The organism is Thermus sp. (assembly GCF_039793865.1).
Classification (GTDB): Bacteria; Deinococcota; Deinococci; order Deinococcales; family Thermaceae; genus Thermus.
Genome location: NZ_JBAMMI010000036.1, coordinates 14,689 through 36,455, shown reverse-complemented (window position 1 = coordinate 36,455; position 21,767 = coordinate 14,689). Strand labels below are relative to the sequence as shown.

Below are 21,767 nucleotides of genomic sequence, written 5' to 3'. Positions count from 1 at the left end.
GGGCCATGTTCACGCCGGGGGACGGACCGGTGCAGATCAGCGCCGAGGCCATAAAGAGGCGGGTGGAGGAGCTGGGGAGGGAGATCGCCCGGGACTACCAGGGCAAGACCCCCCACCTGATCTGCGTCCTGAACGGGGCCTTCATCTTCATGGCCGACCTGGTGCGGGCCATCCCCCTGCCCCTCACCCTGGACTTCATCGCCATCAGCTCCTACGGGAACGCCTTCAAGTCCAGCGGGGAGGTGGAGCTCCTCAAGGACCTCCGCCTTCCCATCCACGGCCGGGACGTGATCGTGGTGGAGGACATCGTGGACACGGGGCTCACCCTCTCCTACCTCCTGGACTACCTCGAGGCCCGCAAGCCCGCCTCCCTCCGCGTGGCCGCCCTCCTCTCCAAGCCCCAGAGGCGGCAGGTGGAGGTCCCCATCCACTACCTGGGCTTTGAGATTGAGGACGCCTACGTCTACGGCTACGGCCTGGACCGGGCCCAGTTTGACCGCAACCTGCCCTTCATCACCTCCATCCGCCCGGAGGAGGAATGAGGTACCTGGACCTCCTCACCGCCCTCTTCGCCGCGGTCCTCCTCGTCTCCAACGTGGCCTCCACCAAGCTCGTGGTCCTGGGGCCCTTCACCTTTGACGGGGGCACCCTCCTCTTCCCCCTGGCCTACATCTTCGGGGACGTCCTCACCGAGGTCTACGGCTACCGGAAAAGCCGCAGGGTCATCTGGGCGGGCTTCTTCGCCCTCCTCCTCGCCACCCTCACCTTCCAGGCGGTGGCCGCCCTTCCCACGCCGAAAGACGCGGAGAGCCGCCGCTTCGCCGAGGCCTTCGGCCTCCTCCTCGGCCTCACCCCAAGGATCGTCCTGGGAAGCCTCCTCGCCTACCTCCTGGGGGAGTTCGCCAACGCCTACGTCCTCGCCAAGCTCAAGGTGCGCACCGGAGGGCGGTTCTTCTGGCTCCGGGCCCTCGCCTCCACCCTGGTGGGCCAGGGGCTAGACACCGGGGTCTTCCTCCTCGTGGCCTTCTACGGGGTCTTCCCGAACGAGGTGCTCCTCGCCGTCTTCCTCTCCAACTACGCCTTCAAGCTCGGGGTGGAGGCGGTCATGCTCCCCCTCACCTACGCCGTGGTGGGCTTCCTCAAGCGGGCCGAGGGCCTGGACGTCTACGACCGGGACACGGACTTCAACCCCTTCCGCCTGGCCTGAGCCCCGGAGGAAGTGGCGTAAGCTTTAGGGGGATGCCGGGGATCGCCATCATCGGGGCGCAGTGGGGGGACGAGGGCAAGGGCAAGGTGGTGGACGTCCTGGCCCGGGAAGCCGACTACGTGATCCGCTACCAGGGCGGGGCCAACGCCGGGCACACCGTGGTGGCCGAGGGGCGGGTCTTCAAGCTGAACCTCCTCCCCTCGGGGGTCATCCACCCCCACGCGGTGAACGTCCTGGGGGACGGGATGGTCATTGACCCCTTCCGCTTCCAGGAGGAGGTGGAAAACCTGCGGAAGGAGGGGTTCCACCCCAAGATCCTGGTCTCGGAGCGGGCCCACCTGGTCCTCCCCCACCACAAGCAGGTGGAAAGCCGCCACAACTTCGTGGGGACCACCGGAAGGGGCATCGGCCCGGCCTACTCCGACCGGACGAGAAGGGTAGGGATCCGGGCGGGGGACCTCCTGGACGAGGAGGTGCTGAGGGAAAGGGTGCGCCGCCTCCTCCTAGAGAAGCCCAACTCCACGAAGGAAGCGGGCTGGGACACGGAGGAAAAAGCCCTCGCCGACCTGCGCCGCATGCGGGAGATCCTAGGCCCCTACATCGCCGACACCGGGGCCCTCCTCCGGGAGGCCTGGAAGAAGGGGAAGCGCCTCCTCTTTGAGGGGGCCCAGGCCACCCTTTTGGACCTGAACTACGGCACCTATCCCTACGTGACGAGCTCCCACCCCACCGTGGGGGGGATCCTGGTGGGGACGGGCCTCTCCCACAAGGCCCTCACCAAGGTCTACGGCGTGGCCAAGGCCTACGCCACGCGGGTGGGGGAAGGCCCCTTCCCCACGGAGCTCCAGGGGGAGCTCGCCCACCACCTCCGGGAAAAGGGCGGGGAGTACGGGACCACCACGGGAAGGCCGAGGCGGGTGGGCTGGCTGGACCTGGTGGCCCTGAGGTACGCCTCCGAGGTGAACGGCTTTGACGGCCTGGTGCTCACCAAGCTGGACGTGCTCTCCGGGCTTCCCAAGGTGAAGGTGGCCGTGGAGTACCTGGACGGGGCCCGGCCCGGGGAGGCGAGGCCCGAAGCGGTGCGCTACCTGGAGCTCCCCGGCTGGGGCGACCTCTCCCACGTGAAGCGCCGGGAGGACCTCCCCGCAAACCTCCTCCGCTACCTGGAGCTCGTGGAGGAATACACCGAGGTCCCCGTGGTCCTCTTCTCCACGAGCCCCAGGCGGGAGGACACCTTCGGAGCGGTGAGCTGGGTGTAGCGCCCCCGTATACTAAAGCCATGCCCCGGAGCGCCCCCCTGCGCCGGGCCACCTTTGAAGAGTTCCTGGCCTTGGAGGCCTCCTCTCCCGAACGCCACGAGTTGGTGGAGGGGCTGGTCTTCGCCCTGGCCGGGGGAACGGACATCCACAACCGCCTGGTGGCCCGCCTCCTCCTGAAGCTTCTCCCCAAAGCCGAGGAGAAGGGGTGCGAGGCCTTCGCCGAAGGCGTGCTCCTCAAGGTGGGCGAAGCCGCCTACTACCCCGATCTCTTCGTCACCTGCGAGGAAACCCTAAACGGGGCCCCCTTCAAGGAGACCGCCTGCCTGGTGGTGGAGGTCCTCTCCCCGGGAACGGAGGCCATAGACCGCGGGGAAAAGCTTCTCCGCTACCGCGAGCTTCCCGGCCTTCAGGCCTACGCCCTCGTGGCCCAGGAGGCCAGGCGGGTGGAGATCTACCGCCGCCTCCCCGACGGAGCTTGGCGCTACGAGGTGGTGGAAAAGGGCCAGGTAGAGCTTCCCTGCATAGGGGCGGTCCTGGATCTGGAGGAGCTCTACCGGGGACTCCCCTTAAGGAAGGTCACGTAGCGCTCCAGGAGGAGGTAGGCCTCCCCCGAGGCCAGGACCTCCCGGGCCAACGCCACCCCCTCCTTTAGGGAAGGGGTCTTCCCCGCGGCGTAGAACCCGGCCCCCGCGGCCAGGGCCACGGCGTCGGCCAGGGGGCCCTTCTCCTCCCCCTTGAGGAGGCGGCGGGCGAGGGCCGCGTTTTCCTCGGGGCCTCCCCCCTTCAGGGCCTCGAGGGGGGCCCTCCCCAGGCCCACCTCCTCGGGGGTAAGGGGGTAGGCCCCCTTCCCCACCTCCACCACGCGGTTCTCCCCGAGGACAAGCTCGTCCGCCCCCTCCCCGTGGACCACGAGGCCCCGGGCCCCAAGCCGCTCCAGGGCCTCGGCCATGGGGGCAAGCCACTCCGGGCTGAAGACCCCTAGGACGTAGGTGTCGGCCCCAGCAGGGTTGGTGAGGGGTCCGAGGAGGTTGAAGACGGTGCGCACGCCGAGCTCGGCCCGCACCGGGGCCACATGGCGCATGGCGGGGTGGAAGACCCGGGCGAAGAGGAAGCCGAAGCCCAGGGCCTCTATGGCCTCCCCCACCTTTTCGGGAGGGGCTTCCAGATTCACCCCGAGGGCCTCCAAGAGGTCCGCGCTCCCCGCCCTGGAGCTCGCCGCCCGGTTCCCGTGCTTGGCCACGGCCACGCCCCCCGCCGCCGCCACCAGGGCGGCCAGGGTGGAGAGGTTTAAGAGCCCTTTCCCGTCCCCCCCGGTGCCCACAATGTCCAGAAGGGGACGCCTATGCACCCTGAGGCCCCTCGCCGCCTCCCGCATGGCCCTCGCCATGGCGGCGATCTCGTGGGGCCTTTCCCCCCTCGCCGCCATGGCGGCGAGGAGCCCCGCCGCCCGCACCGGGGAGACCTCCCCCGCCATCAGGGCCCGCATGACCTCGTAGGCCTCCTCCTCCGCCAAAACCTCGCCCGAAATGGCCTTCTTCACCGCGTCCATGGGTCCTCCAGGAAGTTCTTGAGGATGCGTTTACCCGCCTCCGTGAGGTAGCTTTCCGGGTGGAACTGCACCCCGTGGGTGGGGTAGTCCCGGTGGCGGAAGCCCATCACCGTCCGCCCCCCCGCCTCCTCCGCCCAGGCGTTCACCAAAAGGGCCTCCGGCACCTCCTCCACCACCAAGGAGTGGTACCGGGTGGCGGGGAAGGGGCTCGGCAACCCTCGGAAGACCCCGGTGCCGTCGTGGTGGATGGGGCTTACCTTGCCGTGCATGAGGACGGGGGCGGGGACCACCTTCCCCCCGAAGGCCGCCCCGATGGCCTGGTGCCCGAGGCAGACCCCCAGGATGGGGTAGCGGGGAGCGTAGCGCTGGATCACGGGGACGGAAAGCCCCGCCTCCAAGGGGGTGCAGGGCCCGGGGCTGATGAGGATCCGGTCCGGGTCCAGGGCCTCCACCTCCTCCAGCTGGAAGCGGTCGTTCCGCCACACGATGGGGCTTGCCCCAAGCTCCCCCAGGTACTGCACCAGGTTGTAGGTGAAGCTGTCGTAGTTGTCCACCACCAAGACCCTCATAACCTCTCTCCCCTTCGCTCCGCCAACGGAAACACCTGCCAGGCCTCCTTACCGGGGCCCCCATGCCGGCAGGGGCCGGCATGAGGGGTATCATAGCCCCTCCTCCGCCATCTCCACCGCCTTGAGGAGGGCCCGCGCCTTGTTCCAGCACTCCTCGTACTCCCGCTCCGGCACCGAGTCCGCCACGATCCCCGCCCCCGCCTGGACGTGCATCCACCCCTTCGCCACCACGAAGGTGCGCAGGGTGAGGGCCATGTCCATGGCCCCGTCGTAGGCCAGGTAGCCGAAGCTCCCCCCGTAGGGCCCCCGGCGGTGGGGCTCCAGCTCCTCAATGATCTCCATGGCCCGGATCTTCGGGGCCCCGGAGACCGTGCCCATGGGCAGGACGCTGGCCAGGGCGTCCAAGGGGGTCTTCCCCTCGGCCAAGACCCCTTCCACCGTGGAGACCAGGTGCATCACGTGGGAGTAGTGCTCCACGTGCATGGGCTCGAGGACCCGCACCGTGCCGAAGGCCGAGACCCGGCCGAGGTCGTTGCGGGAAAGGTCCAGGAGCATCACGTGCTCCGCGAGCTCCTTCTCGTCCTTGAGAAGCTCCTCGGCAAGCCTTCGGTCCTCCTCCTCGTCCTTCCCCCTCGGCCTCGTGCCCGCGATGGGCCGGGTGACCACCTTTTTGCCGTCCGAGCGGAGGAGGCTTTCCGGGCTCGCCGAGACCAAAACCACCTCCCCCAGGTCCAGGTAGCCCATGTAGGGGCTCGGGTTCACGCTCCTCAAGGCCCGGTAGAGGGCGAAGGGGTGGACGGTGAGGGGGGAGGAGAGCCTCAAGGAGAGGACCACCTGGAAGATGTCCCCGGCCCGGATGTAGCGGAGGGCCTTCTCCACCGCCTCGAGGTAGGCCTCCCGGGAAAGGTCCTCCCGAAAGCGGGCCCTCCCCCCCGCCCGCTCCCCCGGCACCCCGGGCAAGGGGCCCTTGAGCCTCCTCTCCGCCCAGGCGAGGCGGCCCTCCGCCTCCTCGAGGTCCCTCCCCGGGGCCACGAGGTGGAGGAGGTTTTTGAGGTGGTCAAAGACGGCCACCACCTCGGGCTCCACGAAGAGGAGGTCGGGGAGGCCCAGGTCGTCGGGCTTGAGGCTGGGAAGCCGTTCGTAGTAGCGGATGAGGTCGTAGGCCGCGTAGCCCACCACCCCGCCGAAGAAGGGGGGAAGGTCGGGGTGGCGCTCCAGGGGAGCATAGACCCGCTCGTAAAGGGCACGCAAGGGATCTTCCGTTTCCACCCGCTCCCCGTTCACCGTGAAGACCCCGTCCTTCAGGCGGAAGGTGCGCCGGGCCCCCACCCCCACGATGGAGAAGCGGCTCTGCCGGCCCCTTTCCACCGACTCCAAAAGGAAGCTCACCGGGGCCTTCTCGGAGAGCTTCAGGTAGGCGGTCACCGGGGTTTCCAGGTCCGCCAGGAGGGTTTTGCGAAAGGGTCTTATGGTCTCCATGCCGCCTCCTAAAGAAAGCCCCGGGGCGTGCGCCCCGGGGGAAAGACCGCCTCCCTCCCGGGGCCTAACCGGGCCACCAGCGAAGGAGGGTCAGGGTCATGCTCCCAGGATAGCCCAAAAGGTTCGCGGGGTCTAGGGGTTTTCCGGGGCGGCCCTAGAAGCGCTCGGCCACGGTCTTCATCTGCAGGAAGTGGAGGAGGTAGTCGGGACCGCCCGCCTTGGTGTCCGTGCCCGAGAGGTTAAAGCCGCCGAAGGGCTGGACCCCCACCAGGGCCCCGGTGATCTTGCGGTTAAAGTAGAGGTTGCCCACGTGGAACTCCCGCCGGGCCCATTCCAGGTGCTCCCGCTTCCTGGAGTAGACCCCGCCCGTGAGGCCGTAGGGGGTGTCGTTGGCCACCTCCAGGGCCTCGGCGAAATCCTTCACCCGGATCACGGAGAGCACCGGGCCGAAGATCTCCTCCTGGGCGATCCTGGCCTTGGGGGGCACCTCGGTGAAGACCGTGGGGGCGATGAAGTACCCCTCCCCCTCGAGGCGCTTCCCCCCGAGGACGAGCTGCCCTTCCCCCTTGCCGATCTCAATGTAGGCGAGGACCTTCTCCTCCTGGGCCTTGGAGGCCACGGGGCCCAGGTCGGGGTTCTCCTCCGCAGGGCCCACCACGAGCCTCTCCGCCCGTCTGAGGACCCGCTCCAGGACGGGCTCGTAGGCCTTCTCCGTGAGGATGAGGCGGCTCGCCGCCGAGCACTTCTGCCCCTGAAAGCCGTAGGCGGAGACGAGGATGCCCTCGGTGGCGGCCTCCAGGTCGGCGGTCTCGTCCACGAGGATGGCGTCCTTGCCGCCGAGCTCCAGGAAGACCCGCTTGATCCACCTCTGTTCTGGGGCCAGCCGGGAAGCCGCCTGGAGGATCCAGAGGCCCACCTCGAGGCTCCCCGTGAAGTTGATGAAGCGGGTCCTGGGGTGCTCCACCAGGTAGGCCCCCACCTCCTTCCCCTCCCCGGGGAGGAGGTTCACCACCCCCGGGGGGAAGCCCGCCTCGTGGAAGATCTCAAAGACCTTGGCGGCGATGACCACCGTGTCCTCGGCGGGCTTGGCCACCACGGTGTTTCCCACCACCACCGGCCCGGCGATCATCCCGGTGAAGATGGCGATGGGAAAGTTCCAGGGGGCGATGACCACCCCGGCCCCCAACGGGATATAAAAGCTCTCGTTGTCCTCGCCGGGGTAGGGCACCACCTCCACCGAGGGGTACTTGTACTTCAGGGCCTGGCGGGCGTAGTACTCCAGGAAGTCAATGGCCTCGGCCACCTCGGCGCTGGCCTCCACCCAGTTCTTGCCGATCTCGTAGACCAAGGTGGCCTCGAGCTCCCGCCGCCTCCTCTTCATGAGGGCCGCCGCCTTGAGGAGGAGGCGGCTTCGGTCCTCCTGGGGCCAGTCCTTCCAGGTCTTGAAAGCCTTCCAGGCGGCCTCGAGGGCGGCCTCCGCCTCCGCCTTTCCCGCCTTGGCCACCGTCCCCACCACCTCCCTCGGCGCCGAGGGGTTGAGGGAGGCGATGCGCTCCTTCGTGTCCACCCACTCCCCCCCGAGGTAGAGGGGGTAGTGGCGGCCAAACTCGCCGCGAACCCGCCTCAGGGCCTCGCGCATGGCGCGCCGGGCCTCCTCCGTCTGGAAGGTCTCAATGGGTTGGTTCCGGAAAGGTTCCACCGTCATCCTCACTTCACCTCCTCTAGCCGGAGACCAGGCTCCTCAGGACCAGGAAGAGGTTCTCCGGCCTTTCCGCGATCCTCCGGGTGAGGTAGGGGTACCAGTCCCGGCCGTAGGGCACGTAGGCCCGCACCGTGTACCCCTCCCGGGCGAGCCTCCTCTGCTCCTCGGAGCGCACCCCGTAGAGGAGCTGGAACTCAAAGCCCTCCCTGGGAATGCCCATGGCCTCCGTGTAGCGCTTCACCTCGGCGATGAGCCTGGGGTCGTGGGTGGCGAAGGCCACGTAAAGCCCCTCCCTAAGGGCGAGCTTTACCAGGTGCAGGTACTCGGCGTCAATGAGGCGCTTGTCCTGGAAGGCCACCTCCTTGGGCTCCCGGTAGGCCCCCTTCACCAGGCGGAGGTTGGGCCGGTAGGGGAGGAGGTCCAAAAGGTCCTTCTCCGTGCGGTAGAGGTAGCTTTGCAAAACGATCCCCACCCCGGAAAAGCCCTCCTCCCTCAGGGCCTTGTAGACGCGCAAGGTGGCCTCCACCCGGGGGGAGTCCTCCATGTCCAGCCGCACGAAGACCCCCCGGGCCTCCGCCTCCTTGAGGATCTCCCGGAGCAAGGAGAGGGCGAGGTCCTCGGAGAGGTCCAGGCCGAGCTGGGTGAGCTTCAAGGAGACGTACTTGGGCCAGGGCTTCTCCCCCAAGGCCCAGACGAGCTCAAGAAGCCCCCGCTGGAAGGCCCGGGCCTCCTCCTCGGTGCGCACCATCTCGCCCAAAAGGTCCAGGATGGCGTGGACGCCCTCCCGCTCCAGGGCCTCCGCCGCTTTCAGGGCCTCCTCCAGGGTCTCCCCCGCCACGTAGCGCCGCACCAGGCCCTTCGCCCGGGTGCGAACAAGGCGCTCCACCTGAGGGTTGCCCGCCACCTCCAGGACAAAGGACCGATAGGCCAGGTCTAGGTTCATACCCCTCCTTTCAGCCGCCCCACCACCAGGTCGCGGAAGCGGAAGACGTGGGCCTCCACCGCCCGCCTCGCCCCTTCCGGGTCCTTGCGGGAGAGGGCCTCGAGGATGGCCCGGTGCTCCCGCCTCGTGGCCTCGTCCTGGGAGAGGGTGGGGAGGGCGCTCCGGGCCAGGGCCAGGGTGGCGAGGAGGTCCTCGTAGAGGCGGTAAAGCGTCCGGTTCCCGGATAGCCGCACCAGGGCGCGGTGGAACTCCAGGTCCCGGCGCATCTGCTCGGGGTAGTCCTCCCGGGGGGCCTCGTCAATGGCCCGAAGAAGCCCTGAAAGCTCCTCAAGCTCCCAGGGCGTGGCCCTAAGGGCCGCCTCCCGGGCCGCCTCCCCCTCCAAAAGCGCCCGCACCCCGTAGACCTCCTCCACCTCCTCCGGGGTGAAGGCCTTGACCCTCGCCCCCTTCCCCGGGACGAGCTCCACCAGGCCTTCCTCGGCGAGGCGCATCAGGGCCTCCCGCACGGGGGTGCGGGAGACCCCCAGGTCCTGGGCCAAAAGGGGCTCGGAGAGCCTCTCCCCCGGGGAAAAGCGCCCCGAGAGGAGGAGGTCCTTGAGGTGGCGGTAGACCGCCTCGCGCACCTGGTTGGGGCGGCGGAAGCCCAGGGTCTGCATCCTGTATACAGGATGTACCAAGCGTACCCAAAAGTCAAGCCAAGGGCGGCTCCTAGGGCCACCCCTGGCCTTTATTGAGGCTATTTAGCAGGCTGAGGCAACGGTTGCCCGTCCGGGCCGTATTTGAAGTAAGAGGGCGGAATACGACGAATTAGTTCCTCAACGGCCTTGCTCACCATTACAGCCAGGGCCTTACCCTCCACCCGGAAAGCGGCCACAACGGCGCCCGTCCTCACATCAACCGCACGGAAATCCACAGCTACGAAATCCACAGCTACGTACGCTTTCTTCTGCCCTCCTCCCAAAACTCCCAAGAGGCCTCCCATCAAGCCTCCGCCACGTGTACCCCCAGCATCTGTTTCGAAGGCCGTGATGGTCCCAGTTATCAAAATCTCCGCCCCTTGCAGCTGCTGGGCCTGGTTACCAATTTGGCTCTCCTTCTGCAGCTGCTCTAACACAGATCGTTCGTAAACAATGAAATGATTGGAGTTAATAAGGGCGGTAATAAGCATATCGGATATGCCAGCGCCCACGTCACCCTTACTGGTTGAAACCTCAACGCCGAAGAGCTTACCCAGAATAGCCACACCCACTTGTGAGGAGTCCACACCTGGGCCACACTTTTCTGCCTTGCACGGAAAGGAAGCCACGACTACCTTCGCCCGGGGCCCCGTGTAGTCAAGGTAGGGGTTATCTGGGGAAAGCCCCGAGTCCACCTTGGTTGTTACCTGGGGTGCGCAAGCGCCCAAAACTACCGCTCCAACCAGAAGAAGCCAGGTCCTCCGCACGAAACCTTTACCTCCTTGCTCATCCACCCCCATGGGGGGGTCGGTGAACAGTCTATTAGATATAGTAAAGGGAGAGCAAGCCCACTCAAACCTGACGAAAGATTTTTGGGTGATGATGTCGGCTTTTCCTCTCTAGCCTAGGGCTTTTTTAGCATTTCTTTGAACCATCCCCCCCCCACCGCTTCCAGTAAGGTCCAAATCGCACCTCGTAGCTCCTCGCCGCCCCCTCGGGGCCGGGGTCCACCCCGAGCTCCTTCGCCAGGAAGTAGCGGTGGTCCATGACCCAGAGGTAGAAGTCGGCCTCAGTGCGGCCTGGGAAGTCCTTAAGGAGTCCCAAAAGAGCGTGAGAGGGCGGACAAGCGCCCCTGGACAACCGGGCGCCCGAGGGGTTAGATAGGGCCATGGCCTTGGACCTGCGGACCCGCGTGCAGGCAGAGCTGGAAAGGCTTAAGCGGGAGGGGCTCTATATCCGCCCCAGGGTCCTCGAGGCCCCCCAGGAGCCCATCACCCGGGTGGAGGGGCGGGAGGTGGTGAACCTCGCCTCCAACAACTACCTCGGCTTCGCCAACCACCCCTACCTCAAGGAGCGGGCCCGCCAGTACCTGGAGCGGTGGGGGGCGGGAAGCGGGGCGGTGCGCACCATCGCCGGAACCTTCCCCTACCACCTGGAGCTGGAGGAGGCCCTGGCCCGCTTCAAGGGGACGGAAAGCGCCCTCGTGCTCCAGTCGGGCTTCACCGCCAACCAGGGGGTGCTGGGGGCCCTCCTCCAGGAGGGGGACCTGGTCTTCTCCGACGAGCTGAACCACGCCAGCATCATCGACGGCCTCCGCCTCACCAAGGCCACCCGGCTGGTCTTTCGCCACGCCGACGTGGCCCACCTGGAGGAGCTCCTCAAGGCCCACGACACCGACGGCCTCAAGCTCATCGTCACCGACGGGGTCTTCTCCATGGACGGGGACATCGCCCCCCTGGACCGGATCGTCCCCCTGGCCAAGCGGTACGGGGCGGTGGTCTACGTGGACGACGCCCACGGGAGCGGGGTCTTGGGGGAGATGGGGAAGGGGACGGTCCACCACTTCGGCTTCCACCAGGACCCCGACGTGGTCCAGGTGGCCACCCTCTCCAAGGCCTGGGCGGGGATCGGGGGGTACGCCGCGGGGGCCTTGGAGCTCAAGGAGCTCCTCGTCAACAAGGCGAGGCCCTTCCTCTTCTCCACGAGCCACCCGCCCGCGGTGGTGGGGGCGCTCCTCGGGGCTTTAGAGCTCATCCAGAAGGAACCCGAGCGGGTGGAAAGGCTCTGGGAGAACACCCGCTACTTCAAGCGGGAGCTCGCCCGCCTGGGCTACGACACCCTGGGGAGCGAGACCCCCATCACCCCGGTCCTCTTCGGCGAGGCGACCCTGGCCTTTGAGGCGAGCCGCCTCCTCCTGGAGGAGGGGGTCTTCGCCGTGGGCATCGGCTTCCCCACCGTGCCCCGGGGCAAGGCGAGGATCCGCAACATCGTCACCGCCGCCCACACGAAGGAGATGCTGAATAGGGCCCTCGAGGCCTACGAGAAGGTGGGCAGGAGGCTCGGTATAATCCGCTAAATGTTCTTCCCCCCTTCCCTCCCTCCCACGCCCTCCGGGCGGAGCCTGGGCCGGGTGGAAACGCCCCCCGAGGTAGTGCGCTTCATGGTGGGCCTGGCCGAGGCCCCGAAAGGGGGAAGGGTGCTGGAGCCCGCCTGCGCCCACGGGCCCTTCCTAAGGGCCTTCCGTGAGGTCCACGGGACGGGCTACCGCTTCTTCGGGGTGGAGATCGACCCCTCCGCCCTGGACCTTCCCCCTTGGGCGGAAGGGGTGGTGGCGGACTTCCTCCTTTGGGAGCCGCCTGGGGAAGCCTTCGACCTGGTCCTGGGGAACCCGCCCTACGGTATTGTAGGAGAGGCCAGCAAGTACCCCATCCACGTCCTCAAAGAGGTCAAGGGCCTCTACAAGAAGGCCTTTTCCACCTGGAGGGGGAAATACAACCTGTATGGGGCTTTCATAGAGAAGTCCGTCCGGCTTCTAAGACCTGGCGGGATGCTCGTCTTCGTGGTCCCCGCCACGTGGCTCGTCTTGGACGATTTCTCCCTCCTTAGGGCGTTTTTGGCCCAGGAGGGAAGGGTGGAGGTGTACTACCTGGGCGAGGTCTTCCCCGGAAGAAGGGTGAGCGCCGTGGTCCTCCGATTCCAGAAGGGAGGGAAGGGCCTTGCCCTCTGGGACACGAAGCGGGAGGGGGGGGAATTCGTTCCCGCGCTTTGGGAAGAGTACCCCGACTGGCGAGGAGAGATGGTTCGCTTCGAAACCGAGGAAACCCGAAGGCTGGAAGCCTCCGGAACGCCCCTCGGCAAGCTCTTCCGCATACGCTTCGCCGCGAGGAGCCCGGAGTTCAAAAGGCACCCCGCCGTCCAAAGGGAACCGGGGCCAGGCCTGGTGCCCGTCCTCACGGGAAGGAATCTCAAGCCAGGCTGGATAGACTACGAGAAGAATCACTCGGGCCTTTGGATGCCCAAGGAGAGGGCCAAGGAGCTCAGGGACTTTTATGCCACGCCCCACCTGGTGGTGGCCCACACCAAGGGGACCAAGGTGGTGGCCGCTTGGGACGAAAGGGCCTATCCCTGGCGGGAGGAGTTCCACCTTCTCCCCAAGGAAGGTGTGAGGCTAGATCCCTTGCTCCTGGCGCAATGGTTAAACTCCGAAGAAATGCAGGCGCACGTTAGGACCCTTTATCGGGACTTCGTACCCCACCTGACGCTGAGGATGCTAGAAAGGCTTCCCCTGAGGAGGGAATATGGCTTCCACACAAGCCCAGTCCGCTGGGAAAGGGTGGCCCAGGAAGCCCTCACCGGCCCGTGAAGTACGCCCGGAGGACGAGCCCCAAAGAGAAGAGGAGTCCCAAGGCCACGAAAAGCTCGGGGCGCTTCGGGGGGTCTTTCAGGCCGCGGTGGAGCCACCCTCCGGGCTCGAGGCCCCCCAGGTAGTGGAGCCCGGCGGCGAGGAGGAGGCCGTAGAGGAGGTGGAGGCCGTCCTTGGGCCTGAGGCCCTGGGGGAGGAGGAGAAAGCCCAAGAGGACCTGGAGGATGGCCGCCCAGGCCACCCCCCGAAGAAAGGCGTAGAAGCGGGAAGGGAGGGGGCGGAAGAAGCCAAAGAGGCCCACGAGGGCCAAGGCGGGCACCGCAACCAGGAGGAAAAGGCCCAAGGAGGCGTGCAGGAAGATCCCAACCATGAGGGCAGGATACCCGGGGAACGCCCGGGCGGGAAGCGCCGATACGCTGGCCCCAGTCCGATAAACTTTCCGGGCCCAGGCGGGGAGAGCCTCCTTCGCAAGGGGAAAAACCCCACTCCGGTTGTGGTATACTGAAGGGGTGAGCTACGACGCTTCCGCCATTAAGGTGCTCAAGGGCCTGGAGGGGGTCCGCCACCGCCCGGCCATGTACATCGGCGGCACGGGGGTGGAGGGCTACCACCACCTCTTCAAGGAGATCCTGGACAACGCCGTGGACGAGGCCCTAGCGGGCTACGCCACGGAGATCCTGGTGCGCCTCAACGAGGACGGCTCCCTCGCCGTGGAGGACAACGGCCGCGGCATCCCCGTGGACCTCATGCCCGAGGAGGGGAAGCCCGCCGTGGAGGTCATCTACACCACCCTCCACTCCGGGGGCAAGTTTGAGCAGGGCGCCTACAAGGTCTCCGGGGGGCTCCACGGGGTGGGGGCGAGCGTGGTGAACGCCCTTTCCGAGTGGACCGTGGTGGAGGTCTTCCGGGGGGGGAAGCACTACCGGATCGCCTTCAGCCGGGGCGAGGTCACAGAAGCCCTCCGGGTGGTGGGCGAGGCCCCCAGGGGGAAGACCGGAACCCGGGTCACCTTCAAGCCCGACCCCGAGATCTTCGGGAACCTCCGCTTTGACCCGAGCAAGATCCGGGCCCGCCTCCGGGAGGTGGCCTACCTGGTGGCCGGGCTCAAGCTCGTCTTCCAGGACCGCCAGCACGGCAAGGAGGAGGTCTTCCAGGACCGGGGGGGCGTGGCCTCCTTCGCCAAGGCCTTGGCCGAGGGGGAGGATCTCCTCTACGAGAAGCCCTTCCTCATCCGGGGCACCCACGGGGAGGTGGAGGTGGAGGTGGGCTTCCTTCACACCCAGGGGTACAACGCCGAGATCCTCACCTACGCCAACATGATCCCCACCCGGGACGGGGGCACCCACCTCACCGCCTTCAAGTCCGCCTACAGCCGCGCCCTGAACCAGTACGCCAAGAAGGCGGGCCTCAACAAGGAAAAAGGGCCCCAGCCCACGGGGGACGACCTTCTGGAGGGGCTTTACGCCGTGGTCTCGGTGAAGCTTCCCAACCCCCAGTTTGAGGGGCAGACCAAGGGGAAGCTCCTGAACCCCGAGGCGGGAACCGCCGTGGGCCAGGTGGTCTACGAGAGGCTTCTAGAGATCCTGGAGGAGAACCCCCGCATCGCCAAGACCATCTACGAGAAGGCCCTAAGGGCCGCCCAGGCCCGGGAGGCGGCGAGGAAGGCGAGGGAGCTTGTCCGCAGGCAAAACCCCCTGGAGTCCGACGAGCTTCCCGGAAAGCTCGCCGACTGCCAGACGGAAAACCCCGAGGAGGCGGAGCTTTTCATCGTTGAGGGGGACTCGGCGGGGGGAAGCGCCAAGCAGGGCCGGGACCGCCGCTTCCAGGCCATCCTGCCCCTTAGGGGCAAGATCCTCAACGTGGAGAAGGCGGGGCTTTCCAAGGCCCTGAAGAACGCCGAGGTGCGGGCCATGGTCTCGGCCATCGGCGTGGGCATCGGGGGGGAGGGGGAGGCCCACTTTGACCTCGAGGGCCTCCGCTACCACAAGATCATCATCATGACCGACGCCGACGTGGACGGGAGCCACATCCGCACCCTTCTCCTCACCTTCTTCTACCGCTACATGCGCCCCCTCATTGAGCGGGGCCACGTCTACATCGCCCAGCCCCCCCTCTACCGCCTGCAGGTGGGGAAGAAGGTGGAGTACCTCTACTCCGACGAGGAGCTCCAGGCCCGCCTCAAGGAGCTGGAAGGAAAGAGCTACGAGGTCCAGCGCTTCAAGGGCTTGGGGGAGATGAACCCGGAACAGCTTTGGGAGACCACCATGAACCCCGAGAAGCGGGTCTTAAAGCGGGTGGAGCTCCAGGACGCCCTCGAGGCCAGCGAGCTCTTTGAGAAGCTCATGGGGCAGGAGGTGGCCCCGAGGCGGGAATTTATTGAGGAGCACGCCCGCTACGCCGAGCTGGACGTCTAATACCCCCTATGCCAGCCCAAGGCGTGGGGGCCCGGAAAAGGGGTCCCCCCGCCTCCGGTTTGGGCGGGGCTTCCGTCCTTCCCCAAGGGCGGGGGCCCCGAAGGGCGCCCCCCTAGGGCCGGAAGAGCTCGGCCCTCACCCCGAGGGCGCGGGCCCGCTCCACCCATAGGGGGTTATCGTCCCAGTAGCGCACCCCCTCGGGGGGAAGACCCAGGGCCTCGAGGGCCAGGGCGAGGGCCTGGATCTTTTCCGGATGGAAAAAGGCGGAAACCCCCTCGGGAGGGGGCCAGTCGGAAACCAGGAAGAAGGGCTCGGGGAAGGCGTGGGGCCGCCGCCGAAAGGCCAAGGGGTAAAGGCGGGAAGCCCCGGGAAACAGGGCCTCCAGAACCCCCGGGCCTTCCTCCTTGAGGCGGGGCAGAAGCCCGTAGAAGGCCTGGGAGAGGTAAAAGAGGGGCTCGCCGCTCCTCTCGGAAAGAAGCCGGAGGAGGTGGGGCTCCAGAGGCTCAAAGTAGACCCCGGAGAGGTCCAGGAGGTGCACCACCGAAAGAGCGTACCCTAAAGGGAACGGGCGGGTCCAGGGTTGGTTTGGTTGCACCCACTTTCTGCTCGGACTTCTTTATTTTATCACGGGTTGCCCGTATGTAAAGTGGTATGCAGCAAACGCCCTGGGAAAGCGGGCTCCCGGGGCGAGGCGCGGGGTTCATCGCTTCCATTCCAAAAAGCATGGGCGCACCCTCTTGCCCCGCCCAAGCCCCCATGGTGGGCCCCTGGGGAAGCTCGTCCCTTTCTCACCAAGGCCCCGTATACTTCACCCGTGCTCGGGCGCTACCTGCTTCGGGAGGTCCTCCTTCCCTACCTGGCGGGGGTCTTCCTCTTCGCCGCCCTCCTCACCTTTGACCTCCTCTCCAGCCTCTCGGGGGTCCTCCTGAGCCGGGGGGTGGGGGCCCGGGAGGTGGGGCTTCTCGTCCTCTACCGCCTGCCCTGGACCCTAAGCCTCGCCCTCCCCCTGGGCCTGGTCTTCGCCGTGCTGGTAGGGCTTGCGGGGCTCATCCGCCGCTCGGAGCTCAAGGCGGCCTACGCCGCGGGGGTTCCCCCCTTGGCCCTCCTCAGGCCCCTCGTCCTTCTCGCCCTCGCCGTAAGCCTCCTCAACCTCCTCAACCTGGCGGAGCTGAGGCCCCGGTCCCAGGAGGCTTATGATGGGCTCTTGGGCCGCATCCTCTACGGGGAGGGCGGGGCCTCCGGAATCCTCCGCCGCCAGATCTACGCCCCCCCGGGCCTCGGCGTGTACTTCGCCGAGGAGGTCTACCCCGAGCCCCAGGAAAACCGGCTCCGGGGGGTGCGGGCGGTGGACGAAAAGGGCCGGGTCTACAGCGCCGAGGAGGGCCTTTGGGACGAGGAGGGGTGGCACCTAAAGGGCTACGTGGTGGAGGGGGAGGAGGTCCGGGCCTTCGAGGGCGTCCTCCCCTTTCCCGCCCGGTTCCGCCCCAAGGAGAGCCTGGGCTCCCGGGACCCCTACGACTCCACCCCCCTCGAGGAGCTCTGGGCCCGGGCCCAGGTGGAGCCGGAAGCCCGGTTCGCCTTCCACCGCCGCCTGGCCGACGCCCTGGGGGGCCTGGTCCTGGGGGCGGCGGCCGCCGCCTTGGGCCTTTCCCTGCGGGAGGCCGCCTGGGCCTTTCTGGGGGTGGTCCTCCTCATCTTCGGCTACTACGTCCTCTGGACCTTGGCCGCCCAGCTCGCCCGCTACGACGTAAGCCCCCTCCTCGCCTACCTCCCCGACCTCCTTTACGGGGCCTTGGCGGGGGCGCTCGCCTGGAGGCTGCGGTGAAGACCCTGGACCGCTACCTTTTGCGGGAAGCCCTGCCCCTCTTCGGCGGCGGGCTCCTCGTCATCGTCCTCCTCTTCCTGGGCGGGGCGGTGTACGAGGTCCTGGCCCCCCTGGTGGCCAAGGGGGCCGACCCCTACACCCTCCTCCGCTACCTCCTTTTCCGCACCCCCGAGGCCCTGGCGCGGGGGGCGCCCGTGGCCTACCTCTTCGCCCTCCTCGTCCTCCTCTCCCGCCTGGGGGAGGACGCGGAGCTCAAGGCCCTCCTGGCCCTGGGGGTGCGGCGGGAGCGCCTGCTCCTTCCCCTCCTCCTCCTCGGGGCCGCCATCGCCTTCGCCGCCTTCCTCCTCGGGGAGGGCCTGGTGCCGCGGGCCCTCGCCCAGGGGCAGGACCTCCTGAGGCGGGAGGTCCTGGAGCGCCCGAGGGCCCTCCTCACCCCCGGCACCACCTTTCAGGACGCCAAGGGCCGGGTGGTCTACGTGGGGGAGGTGCGGGGGGAGGAGATCGGGAAGCTTAGGGTCCTCTCCCGGGAAGAGGTGCTCCTGGCGGAGAGGGGCCGCTTCCAGGGGGGGGTTTTGCGGGTGGAGGAGGGCCTGAGGGTCACCTACGAGGGGGACCGGCCCCGCACCCTGACCCGCTTTCAAAGGGGGGAGCTTTTCCTCCAGGACCTCACCTTTGACCCCTGGCCGAACCCGGCGAACCGGATGACCCTGGCCGAGCTCCGGGAGGAGGTGAGAAGGCTCCGCCAGATGGGGGTGCGGGCCGGCCTCGAGGCCACCACCTACTACCGCCGCTTCGCCGAGCCCCTGGCCGCCCCCGTCTTCGCCCTCTTCGCCACGGGCCTCGCCTTCTACCTCCTCGGGGGAAGCCGGAGCCTGGGCCTCGTGGGGGTGGCCGTCCTCACCTTCTTCTACTACGCCACCTGGAGCGTGGGGCGGATCATGGGGGAGCAGAACGCCCTGGACCCCCTCCTCGCCGCCTTCGGGCCCAACCTCCTCTACGGGGCCTTGGGCCTTCTCCTCTTCCTGGGGGGGCGGCGGTGAGGTGGCTTCCCCTCCTCCTTTTCCTCCTCCTCCCCGCCCTCGCCCAGGAGAAGGTGATCAAGGTCCTGGAGGCGGAAAGGCTGGAGCTTCGGGAGGAGGGGGGGGAGGAGGTCTTGGTCCTCACGGGAAGCCCGGTGCGGCTGGAAAGGGAGGGGGAGGCCCTGGAAGCCGAGCGGGTGGTCTACCTGAGGGGGAAGAGGCTCCTCCTCCTCTCGGGGAAGGTGGGCTACCGGGACCGGGAGGGGCGCCTTATTGAGGCCGAGGAGCTCCAGGTGGACCTCGCCGACGAGGGCTTTGACGCCCTCGAGATCCGCATAGAGGCCAAGGACCTCCTCCTCACCGGCCCCCTCTGCCAGCGGGCGGCGGGGGCCATCCTCCTCAAGGAGGGCTACGCCACCCCCTGCTTCGGGTGCGGCCAGGAGGTCCCCGACTACGCCTTCCGCGCCCAGGAGCTCGTCCTCTACCCCGGGGACCGGGTGGTGGCGCGGGGGGTGACCCTCCTGGTCCAGGAGAAGCCCGTCCTCACCCTCCCCGTCCTCCTCCTCTACCTCTCGGAGAGGCGGCCCCGCCTCGAGGTGGGCCAGGACGAGGGAGGGCTCTACCTCGAGGCCGCCCTCCCCTACGCCAGCCCCTTCGGCCTGGGCTACACCCTCCTCGGCTACTACCAAGGCCGGGGCTACGGCTTCGGCCTGGACCACTTCGGCGTGGGCGAGGCCAAGGAGGGCTACTTCTTCTACCACAAGCCCCCGGACACCTTCCGCTACCGGGGCGAGTACGAGCTGAAGCGGGGGGAGTTTTCGGTGGCGGCCCTCGTGGAGCGGGACGACACCCGGGAGAAGCTCACCCGCTTCCGCCTTTCGGCCCTCCTCCCCGGCGCCCCAAGTCCACAGGACTGGCGCTACGCCCTGAGGCTGGAGGGCTTCCTGGACCACGACCCCGCCACCCCCCCGCCCCGCACCCTCCAGCGCCTCCCCGAGCTGGAGGTCCAAAGCCCCACCTTCCGGGAAGGCCCCTTCAGCCTCCAGGGAAGCCTCCAGGCGGGGCGCTACCTGGCGGAGACCAACCCCCTAAACCGCTCCGCCCGGGCCCTCGGGCCCTACGCCGAGGCGGGAAGGCTTCTCCTGGCCCACGCGGAAACCCTGGCCCTCTCCCCCTGGCCCGGGGCGAGCCTCCAGGGGGAGAACCGCTTCCGGGGCTTCTACTACACCACCCAAAACCCGGACGGGGAGCACGAGCGCCAGGTGGACTGGACCACCCGCCTGGCCCTCCGGCAGGCCCTGGGGGGGGTTAGCCTCGAGGCGGGCTACTTGAGGAGCGTCCAGGAGGGGGAAAGCCCCTTCCGCTTTGACGCCCTGCCCCAGCGGAAGGCCCACCAGGCCACCCTGGGCCTCGGCTTCCAGGAAAGGCCCCTCGCCCTCTCCCTCAAGGGGGGGCGGGACCTGGAGGGCGGGAAGTACCTCCCCCTGGAGGCCGAGGCGAGGCTTCAGGACCAGGGGTATGGCCTCCTCCTCTACCACAAGCGGGGCCTGGAGGAAGGCCCCCTGGAAACCCGGGCCGAGGGAAGCCTCACCCCCTACCCCTTCTCCCTGCGGGCGAGCCTCCGCTACGACCACCAGGGGGCCCGCTTTGACCCCCTCCTCCTCCAGGCCGGCTACGCCCTCCCCGGGGGAAGCCTCAACCTCGCCCACCGCCACGGCCTGAACGGGGAGGGGGCGCTGGACACGAGCCTCACCCTGGCCTTCCGGGAGGGGCAGGAGGCCTACACCCTGCAGGCCCGAAGGGACTGGACGAAGGACACCCTCCAGGCCTCGGGGCAGGCCATCTTTGGGCCCCATAGCCTCTCCCTCCAGGCCGCCCTGGACCCCCAGGCCCTCGCCTACCAGGCGGGCCTCCGCTCGGGAAGCGCCCCGGGGCCCCTTTGGGACCTCCTTCTCTCGGGGCGGTACCGGGAGGGCTTCCGGGAAACTAACCTCCGCCTCGGCCTCGCCCAGGCCCTGCCCGAGGTGGGCTTCCGCCTCGCCGCGAACCTCCACCTGCCGGAGGTGGAGGACGGGGGGGTCTACCTCAAGGACCTCGCCTTCTCCGGCGGCGTGGAGCTTTGGGGGCCCACCCCGCCCGACGAAAGCGGGGAAAACGCCCTCCCCGGGCTTTCCTTTTCAGGAAGCCTCACCTACACCCGAAGGCCCACAAGCCCGGAAGGCTACGCCCTCGCCCTCCGGAACTTCGGGCCCACCCTCACCTTCCTCGGCCGGGAGAACACCAAGCTCCACCTCTCCGCCCTCCTCACCCAAAACCTCCCGGGAACCCCCTTAAAGCCCAAGTTCCTCCTCACCCTGGACCGCTGCTGCTGGGCCATGCGCTTCACCCTGGACGCGGCCAAGAACGAGGTGCGCCTCGCCTTCCTCTACGGGGGGCAGGCGGCGGAGGTGCTCATGGACGAGGAAGGCGTGCGCTTGGGAGGTCTGCCGTGAAGCGGCTTGGGTTTCTCCTCCTGCTCTTCCTCACCGCCTGCACGGGAAGCCAGGAGCCCCCCCTCCCCGCCCTCCTGGCCGCGGGGGGGGAGAATGAGGTGCGCTTTTACCGCGCCCGGGACCTCCAAGGGGGCGCGGCGGCCCCCGTGGACACCTGGAGCGCGCCCGGGCTTCAGGACCTGGCCTACAGCACCCCTTCCCGCAAGCTCTACCTCCTCTTCCCCGACCGGGTGGAGGCCTACGACGCCGCGGGCTTCACGGAGGCCTCGGTCCCCAAGGGAACCCCCTCGGTCCAGGCCTTTCCTGGGGGCGTGGACTGCACGGGGGGGTACCTCCGCCTGGGGCAGGCCCGCCTCCTCGCCCACTGCCCGGGGGCGGGGCGGGCCTTCCTCTGGAGCCTGGACGGGAGCGGAAGCCTGGAGGAGGCGGACCTCACGGGCCTGGACCCCGCTTCCCGCCTCGCCCTCCTCCCCCAGGGGAGCCTGGACCTCCTGGCCTACCTGACCCGGGGCGTTCTGGGCTTCCGCCCGGCCCAGGACCCCCAAGGAACCCCTTCCCTGGAAAAGCCCCTGAGCCCCCCCTTGGACCAGGCCCCCTTTGACCTCCGGGCGGACGCCGCCAAGGGGAGGCTTCTTGGCCTCGGGGCCACCGCCACCGAGGCCCGCCTCTACACCCTCCAGGGGGAGGCCCTGGGAAGCCAGAAGGTCCTGGGGGACTTCTTCGGCACCCCCCACCTGGCCCTGGACCCGGTGGCGGGCCTCGCCGTCTACGGCCGGGGCTTCCAGGCCCTGGAGCCCAAGGCCTCCCCGGTCCTCGAGGCCTACGCCGACTTCGCCGCCGGCCTGGTGGGGCAGGACGGGTACCTGTACCTGGCCTCGGGAAGCCTCCTCTACGTCTACGACCTCGTCCCCTCCCCGCCCCAGAGGGTGGCCACCCCCTCCTTGGGCTTCGCCCCTAAGGCCCTGGCCTTCCTCCCCGTAGAATAGGGG

The 21,767-nt window shown here is 68.2% G+C and carries 20 protein-coding genes and 1 pseudogene; 11 read left to right on the top strand and 10 right to left on the bottom strand.

All coding sequences use genetic code 11. The features are described 5' to 3' along the window. The first annotated feature begins 5 nt into the window (after nucleotides 1-5). The 4 genes from hpt to ABJK26_RS03585 are packed head-to-tail and all read left to right on the top strand — an operon-like array spanning nucleotide 6 to nucleotide 3,050. Nucleotides 6-542, top strand: coding sequence for a hypoxanthine phosphoribosyltransferase (gene hpt / locus ABJK26_RS03600; RefSeq protein WP_347240865.1), 537 nt, complete (start codon nucleotides 6-8; stop codon nucleotides 540-542). After that, nucleotides 539-1,207, top strand: a complete 669-nt coding sequence (locus tag ABJK26_RS03595; RefSeq protein WP_347240864.1) for a queuosine precursor transporter — start codon at nucleotides 539-541, stop codon at nucleotides 1,205-1,207. Before hpt ends, ABJK26_RS03595 begins: the two co-directional genes overlap by 4 nt. A gap of 32 nt (nucleotides 1,208-1,239) precedes the next feature. After that, nucleotides 1,240-2,466 (top strand): adenylosuccinate synthase, encoded by a 1,227-nt coding sequence (locus ABJK26_RS03590; RefSeq protein ID WP_347240863.1) that lies wholly within the window; start codon nucleotides 1,240-1,242, stop codon nucleotides 2,464-2,466. A gap of 20 nt (nucleotides 2,467-2,486) precedes the next feature. Beyond that, nucleotides 2,487-3,050 carry a Uma2 family endonuclease gene (locus tag ABJK26_RS03585; protein WP_347240862.1) on the top strand — a complete coding sequence of 188 codons (564 nt, stop codon included), beginning with the start codon at nucleotides 2,487-2,489 and terminating at the stop codon, nucleotides 3,048-3,050. On the opposite strand, the gene trpD is transcribed toward ABJK26_RS03585, so the two are convergent. The 8 genes and pseudogenes from trpD to ABJK26_RS03545 form a co-directional block, all read right to left on the bottom strand. Next, nucleotides 3,017-4,015: an anthranilate phosphoribosyltransferase gene (gene trpD, locus ABJK26_RS03580; RefSeq protein WP_347240860.1), complete on the bottom strand. Its 999-nt coding sequence runs from the start codon at nucleotides 4,013-4,015 to the stop codon at nucleotides 3,017-3,019. The genes ABJK26_RS03585 and trpD overlap by 34 nt on opposite strands. Then, entirely contained in the window at nucleotides 4,003-4,584 is a 582-nt protein-coding gene (locus tag ABJK26_RS03575) for an aminodeoxychorismate/anthranilate synthase component II (protein WP_347240859.1), read from the bottom strand. Before ABJK26_RS03575 ends, trpD begins: the two co-directional genes overlap by 13 nt. A 90-nt stretch (nucleotides 4,585-4,674) precedes the next feature. After that, on the bottom strand, nucleotides 4,675-6,063 hold the full coding sequence (trpE, locus tag ABJK26_RS03570) for an anthranilate synthase component I (protein ID WP_347240858.1): 1,389 nt from the start codon (nucleotides 6,061-6,063) through the stop codon (nucleotides 4,675-4,677). Nucleotides 6,064-6,217: 154 nt separating this feature from the next. Then, a complete protein-coding gene (gene pruA / locus ABJK26_RS03565) occupies nucleotides 6,218-7,768 on the bottom strand; it encodes an L-glutamate gamma-semialdehyde dehydrogenase (RefSeq protein WP_347240857.1) in 1,551 nt (516 codons plus the stop codon). Between the two features lie 16 nt (nucleotides 7,769-7,784). After that, entirely contained in the window at nucleotides 7,785-8,708 is a 924-nt protein-coding gene (locus ABJK26_RS03560; RefSeq protein ID WP_347240856.1) for a proline dehydrogenase, read from the bottom strand. Continuing rightward, the gene (locus tag ABJK26_RS03555; RefSeq protein WP_347240855.1) at nucleotides 8,705-9,364 is read right to left on the bottom strand and encodes a GntR family transcriptional regulator; all 660 of its coding nucleotides are present in this window, start codon (nucleotides 9,362-9,364) and stop codon (nucleotides 8,705-8,707) included. Before ABJK26_RS03555 ends, ABJK26_RS03560 begins: the two co-directional genes overlap by 4 nt. An 80-nt stretch (nucleotides 9,365-9,444) precedes the next feature. Next, a complete protein-coding gene (locus ABJK26_RS03550) occupies nucleotides 9,445-9,957 on the bottom strand; it encodes a CsgG/HfaB family protein (RefSeq protein ID WP_347240854.1) in 513 nt (170 codons plus the stop codon). A gap of 343 nt (nucleotides 9,958-10,300) precedes the next feature. Next, nucleotides 10,301-10,489: pseudogene (locus ABJK26_RS03545) on the bottom strand (transcriptional regulator); the annotation flags it as partial. A 64-nt stretch (nucleotides 10,490-10,553) separates the two neighbouring features. On the opposite strand from ABJK26_RS03545, the gene ABJK26_RS03540 reads away from it, so the two are divergent. Together ABJK26_RS03540 and ABJK26_RS03535 are read left to right on the top strand one after the other, a co-directional pair. Further along, nucleotides 10,554-11,741, top strand: coding sequence for a glycine C-acetyltransferase (locus tag ABJK26_RS03540; RefSeq protein WP_347240853.1), 1,188 nt, complete (start codon nucleotides 10,554-10,556; stop codon nucleotides 11,739-11,741). Beyond that, on the top strand, nucleotides 11,742-13,028 hold the full coding sequence (locus ABJK26_RS03535) for a TaqI-like C-terminal specificity domain-containing protein (RefSeq protein ID WP_347240852.1): 1,287 nt from the start codon (nucleotides 11,742-11,744) through the stop codon (nucleotides 13,026-13,028). It begins immediately after the preceding gene. Here ABJK26_RS03535 and ABJK26_RS03530 read toward each other — a convergent pair. Next, nucleotides 13,015-13,398, bottom strand: a complete 384-nt coding sequence (locus ABJK26_RS03530; RefSeq protein ID WP_347240851.1) for a hypothetical protein — start codon at nucleotides 13,396-13,398, stop codon at nucleotides 13,015-13,017. The two genes, ABJK26_RS03535 and ABJK26_RS03530, sit on opposite strands and share 14 nt — an antisense overlap. A gap of 139 nt (nucleotides 13,399-13,537) precedes the next feature. Between ABJK26_RS03530 and gyrB the strand changes: the two genes are divergently transcribed. After that, on the top strand, nucleotides 13,538-15,442 hold the full coding sequence (gene gyrB, locus ABJK26_RS03525) for a DNA topoisomerase (ATP-hydrolyzing) subunit B (protein ID WP_347240850.1): 1,905 nt from the start codon (nucleotides 13,538-13,540) through the stop codon (nucleotides 15,440-15,442). A 112-nt stretch (nucleotides 15,443-15,554) separates the two neighbouring features. On the opposite strand, the gene ABJK26_RS03520 is transcribed toward gyrB, so the two are convergent. Continuing rightward, a complete protein-coding gene (locus ABJK26_RS03520) occupies nucleotides 15,555-15,983 on the bottom strand; it encodes a hypothetical protein (protein ID WP_347240849.1) in 429 nt (142 codons plus the stop codon). Between the two features lie 273 nt (nucleotides 15,984-16,256). On the opposite strand from ABJK26_RS03520, the gene ABJK26_RS03515 reads away from it, so the two are divergent. Genes ABJK26_RS03515 through ABJK26_RS03500 form a run of 4 tightly spaced genes read left to right on the top strand, consistent with a single transcriptional unit; the run spans nucleotide 16,257 to nucleotide 21,764 of the window. Then, nucleotides 16,257-17,267: an LptF/LptG family permease gene (locus ABJK26_RS03515; RefSeq protein WP_347240848.1), complete on the top strand. Its 1,011-nt coding sequence runs from the start codon at nucleotides 16,257-16,259 to the stop codon at nucleotides 17,265-17,267. Then, nucleotides 17,264-18,307: an LptF/LptG family permease gene (locus ABJK26_RS03510; RefSeq protein ID WP_347240846.1), complete on the top strand. Its 1,044-nt coding sequence runs from the start codon at nucleotides 17,264-17,266 to the stop codon at nucleotides 18,305-18,307. Before ABJK26_RS03515 ends, ABJK26_RS03510 begins: the two co-directional genes overlap by 4 nt. Continuing rightward, a complete protein-coding gene (locus ABJK26_RS03505; RefSeq protein ID WP_347240845.1) occupies nucleotides 18,304-20,778 on the top strand; it encodes an LPS-assembly protein LptD in 2,475 nt (824 codons plus the stop codon). Before ABJK26_RS03510 ends, ABJK26_RS03505 begins: the two co-directional genes overlap by 4 nt. Further along, entirely contained in the window at nucleotides 20,775-21,764 is a 990-nt protein-coding gene (locus tag ABJK26_RS03500) for a hypothetical protein (RefSeq protein WP_347240843.1), read from the top strand. The genes ABJK26_RS03505 and ABJK26_RS03500 overlap by 4 nt, the downstream gene beginning before the upstream one ends. The last annotated feature ends 3 nt before the right edge of the window (nucleotides 21,765-21,767 follow it).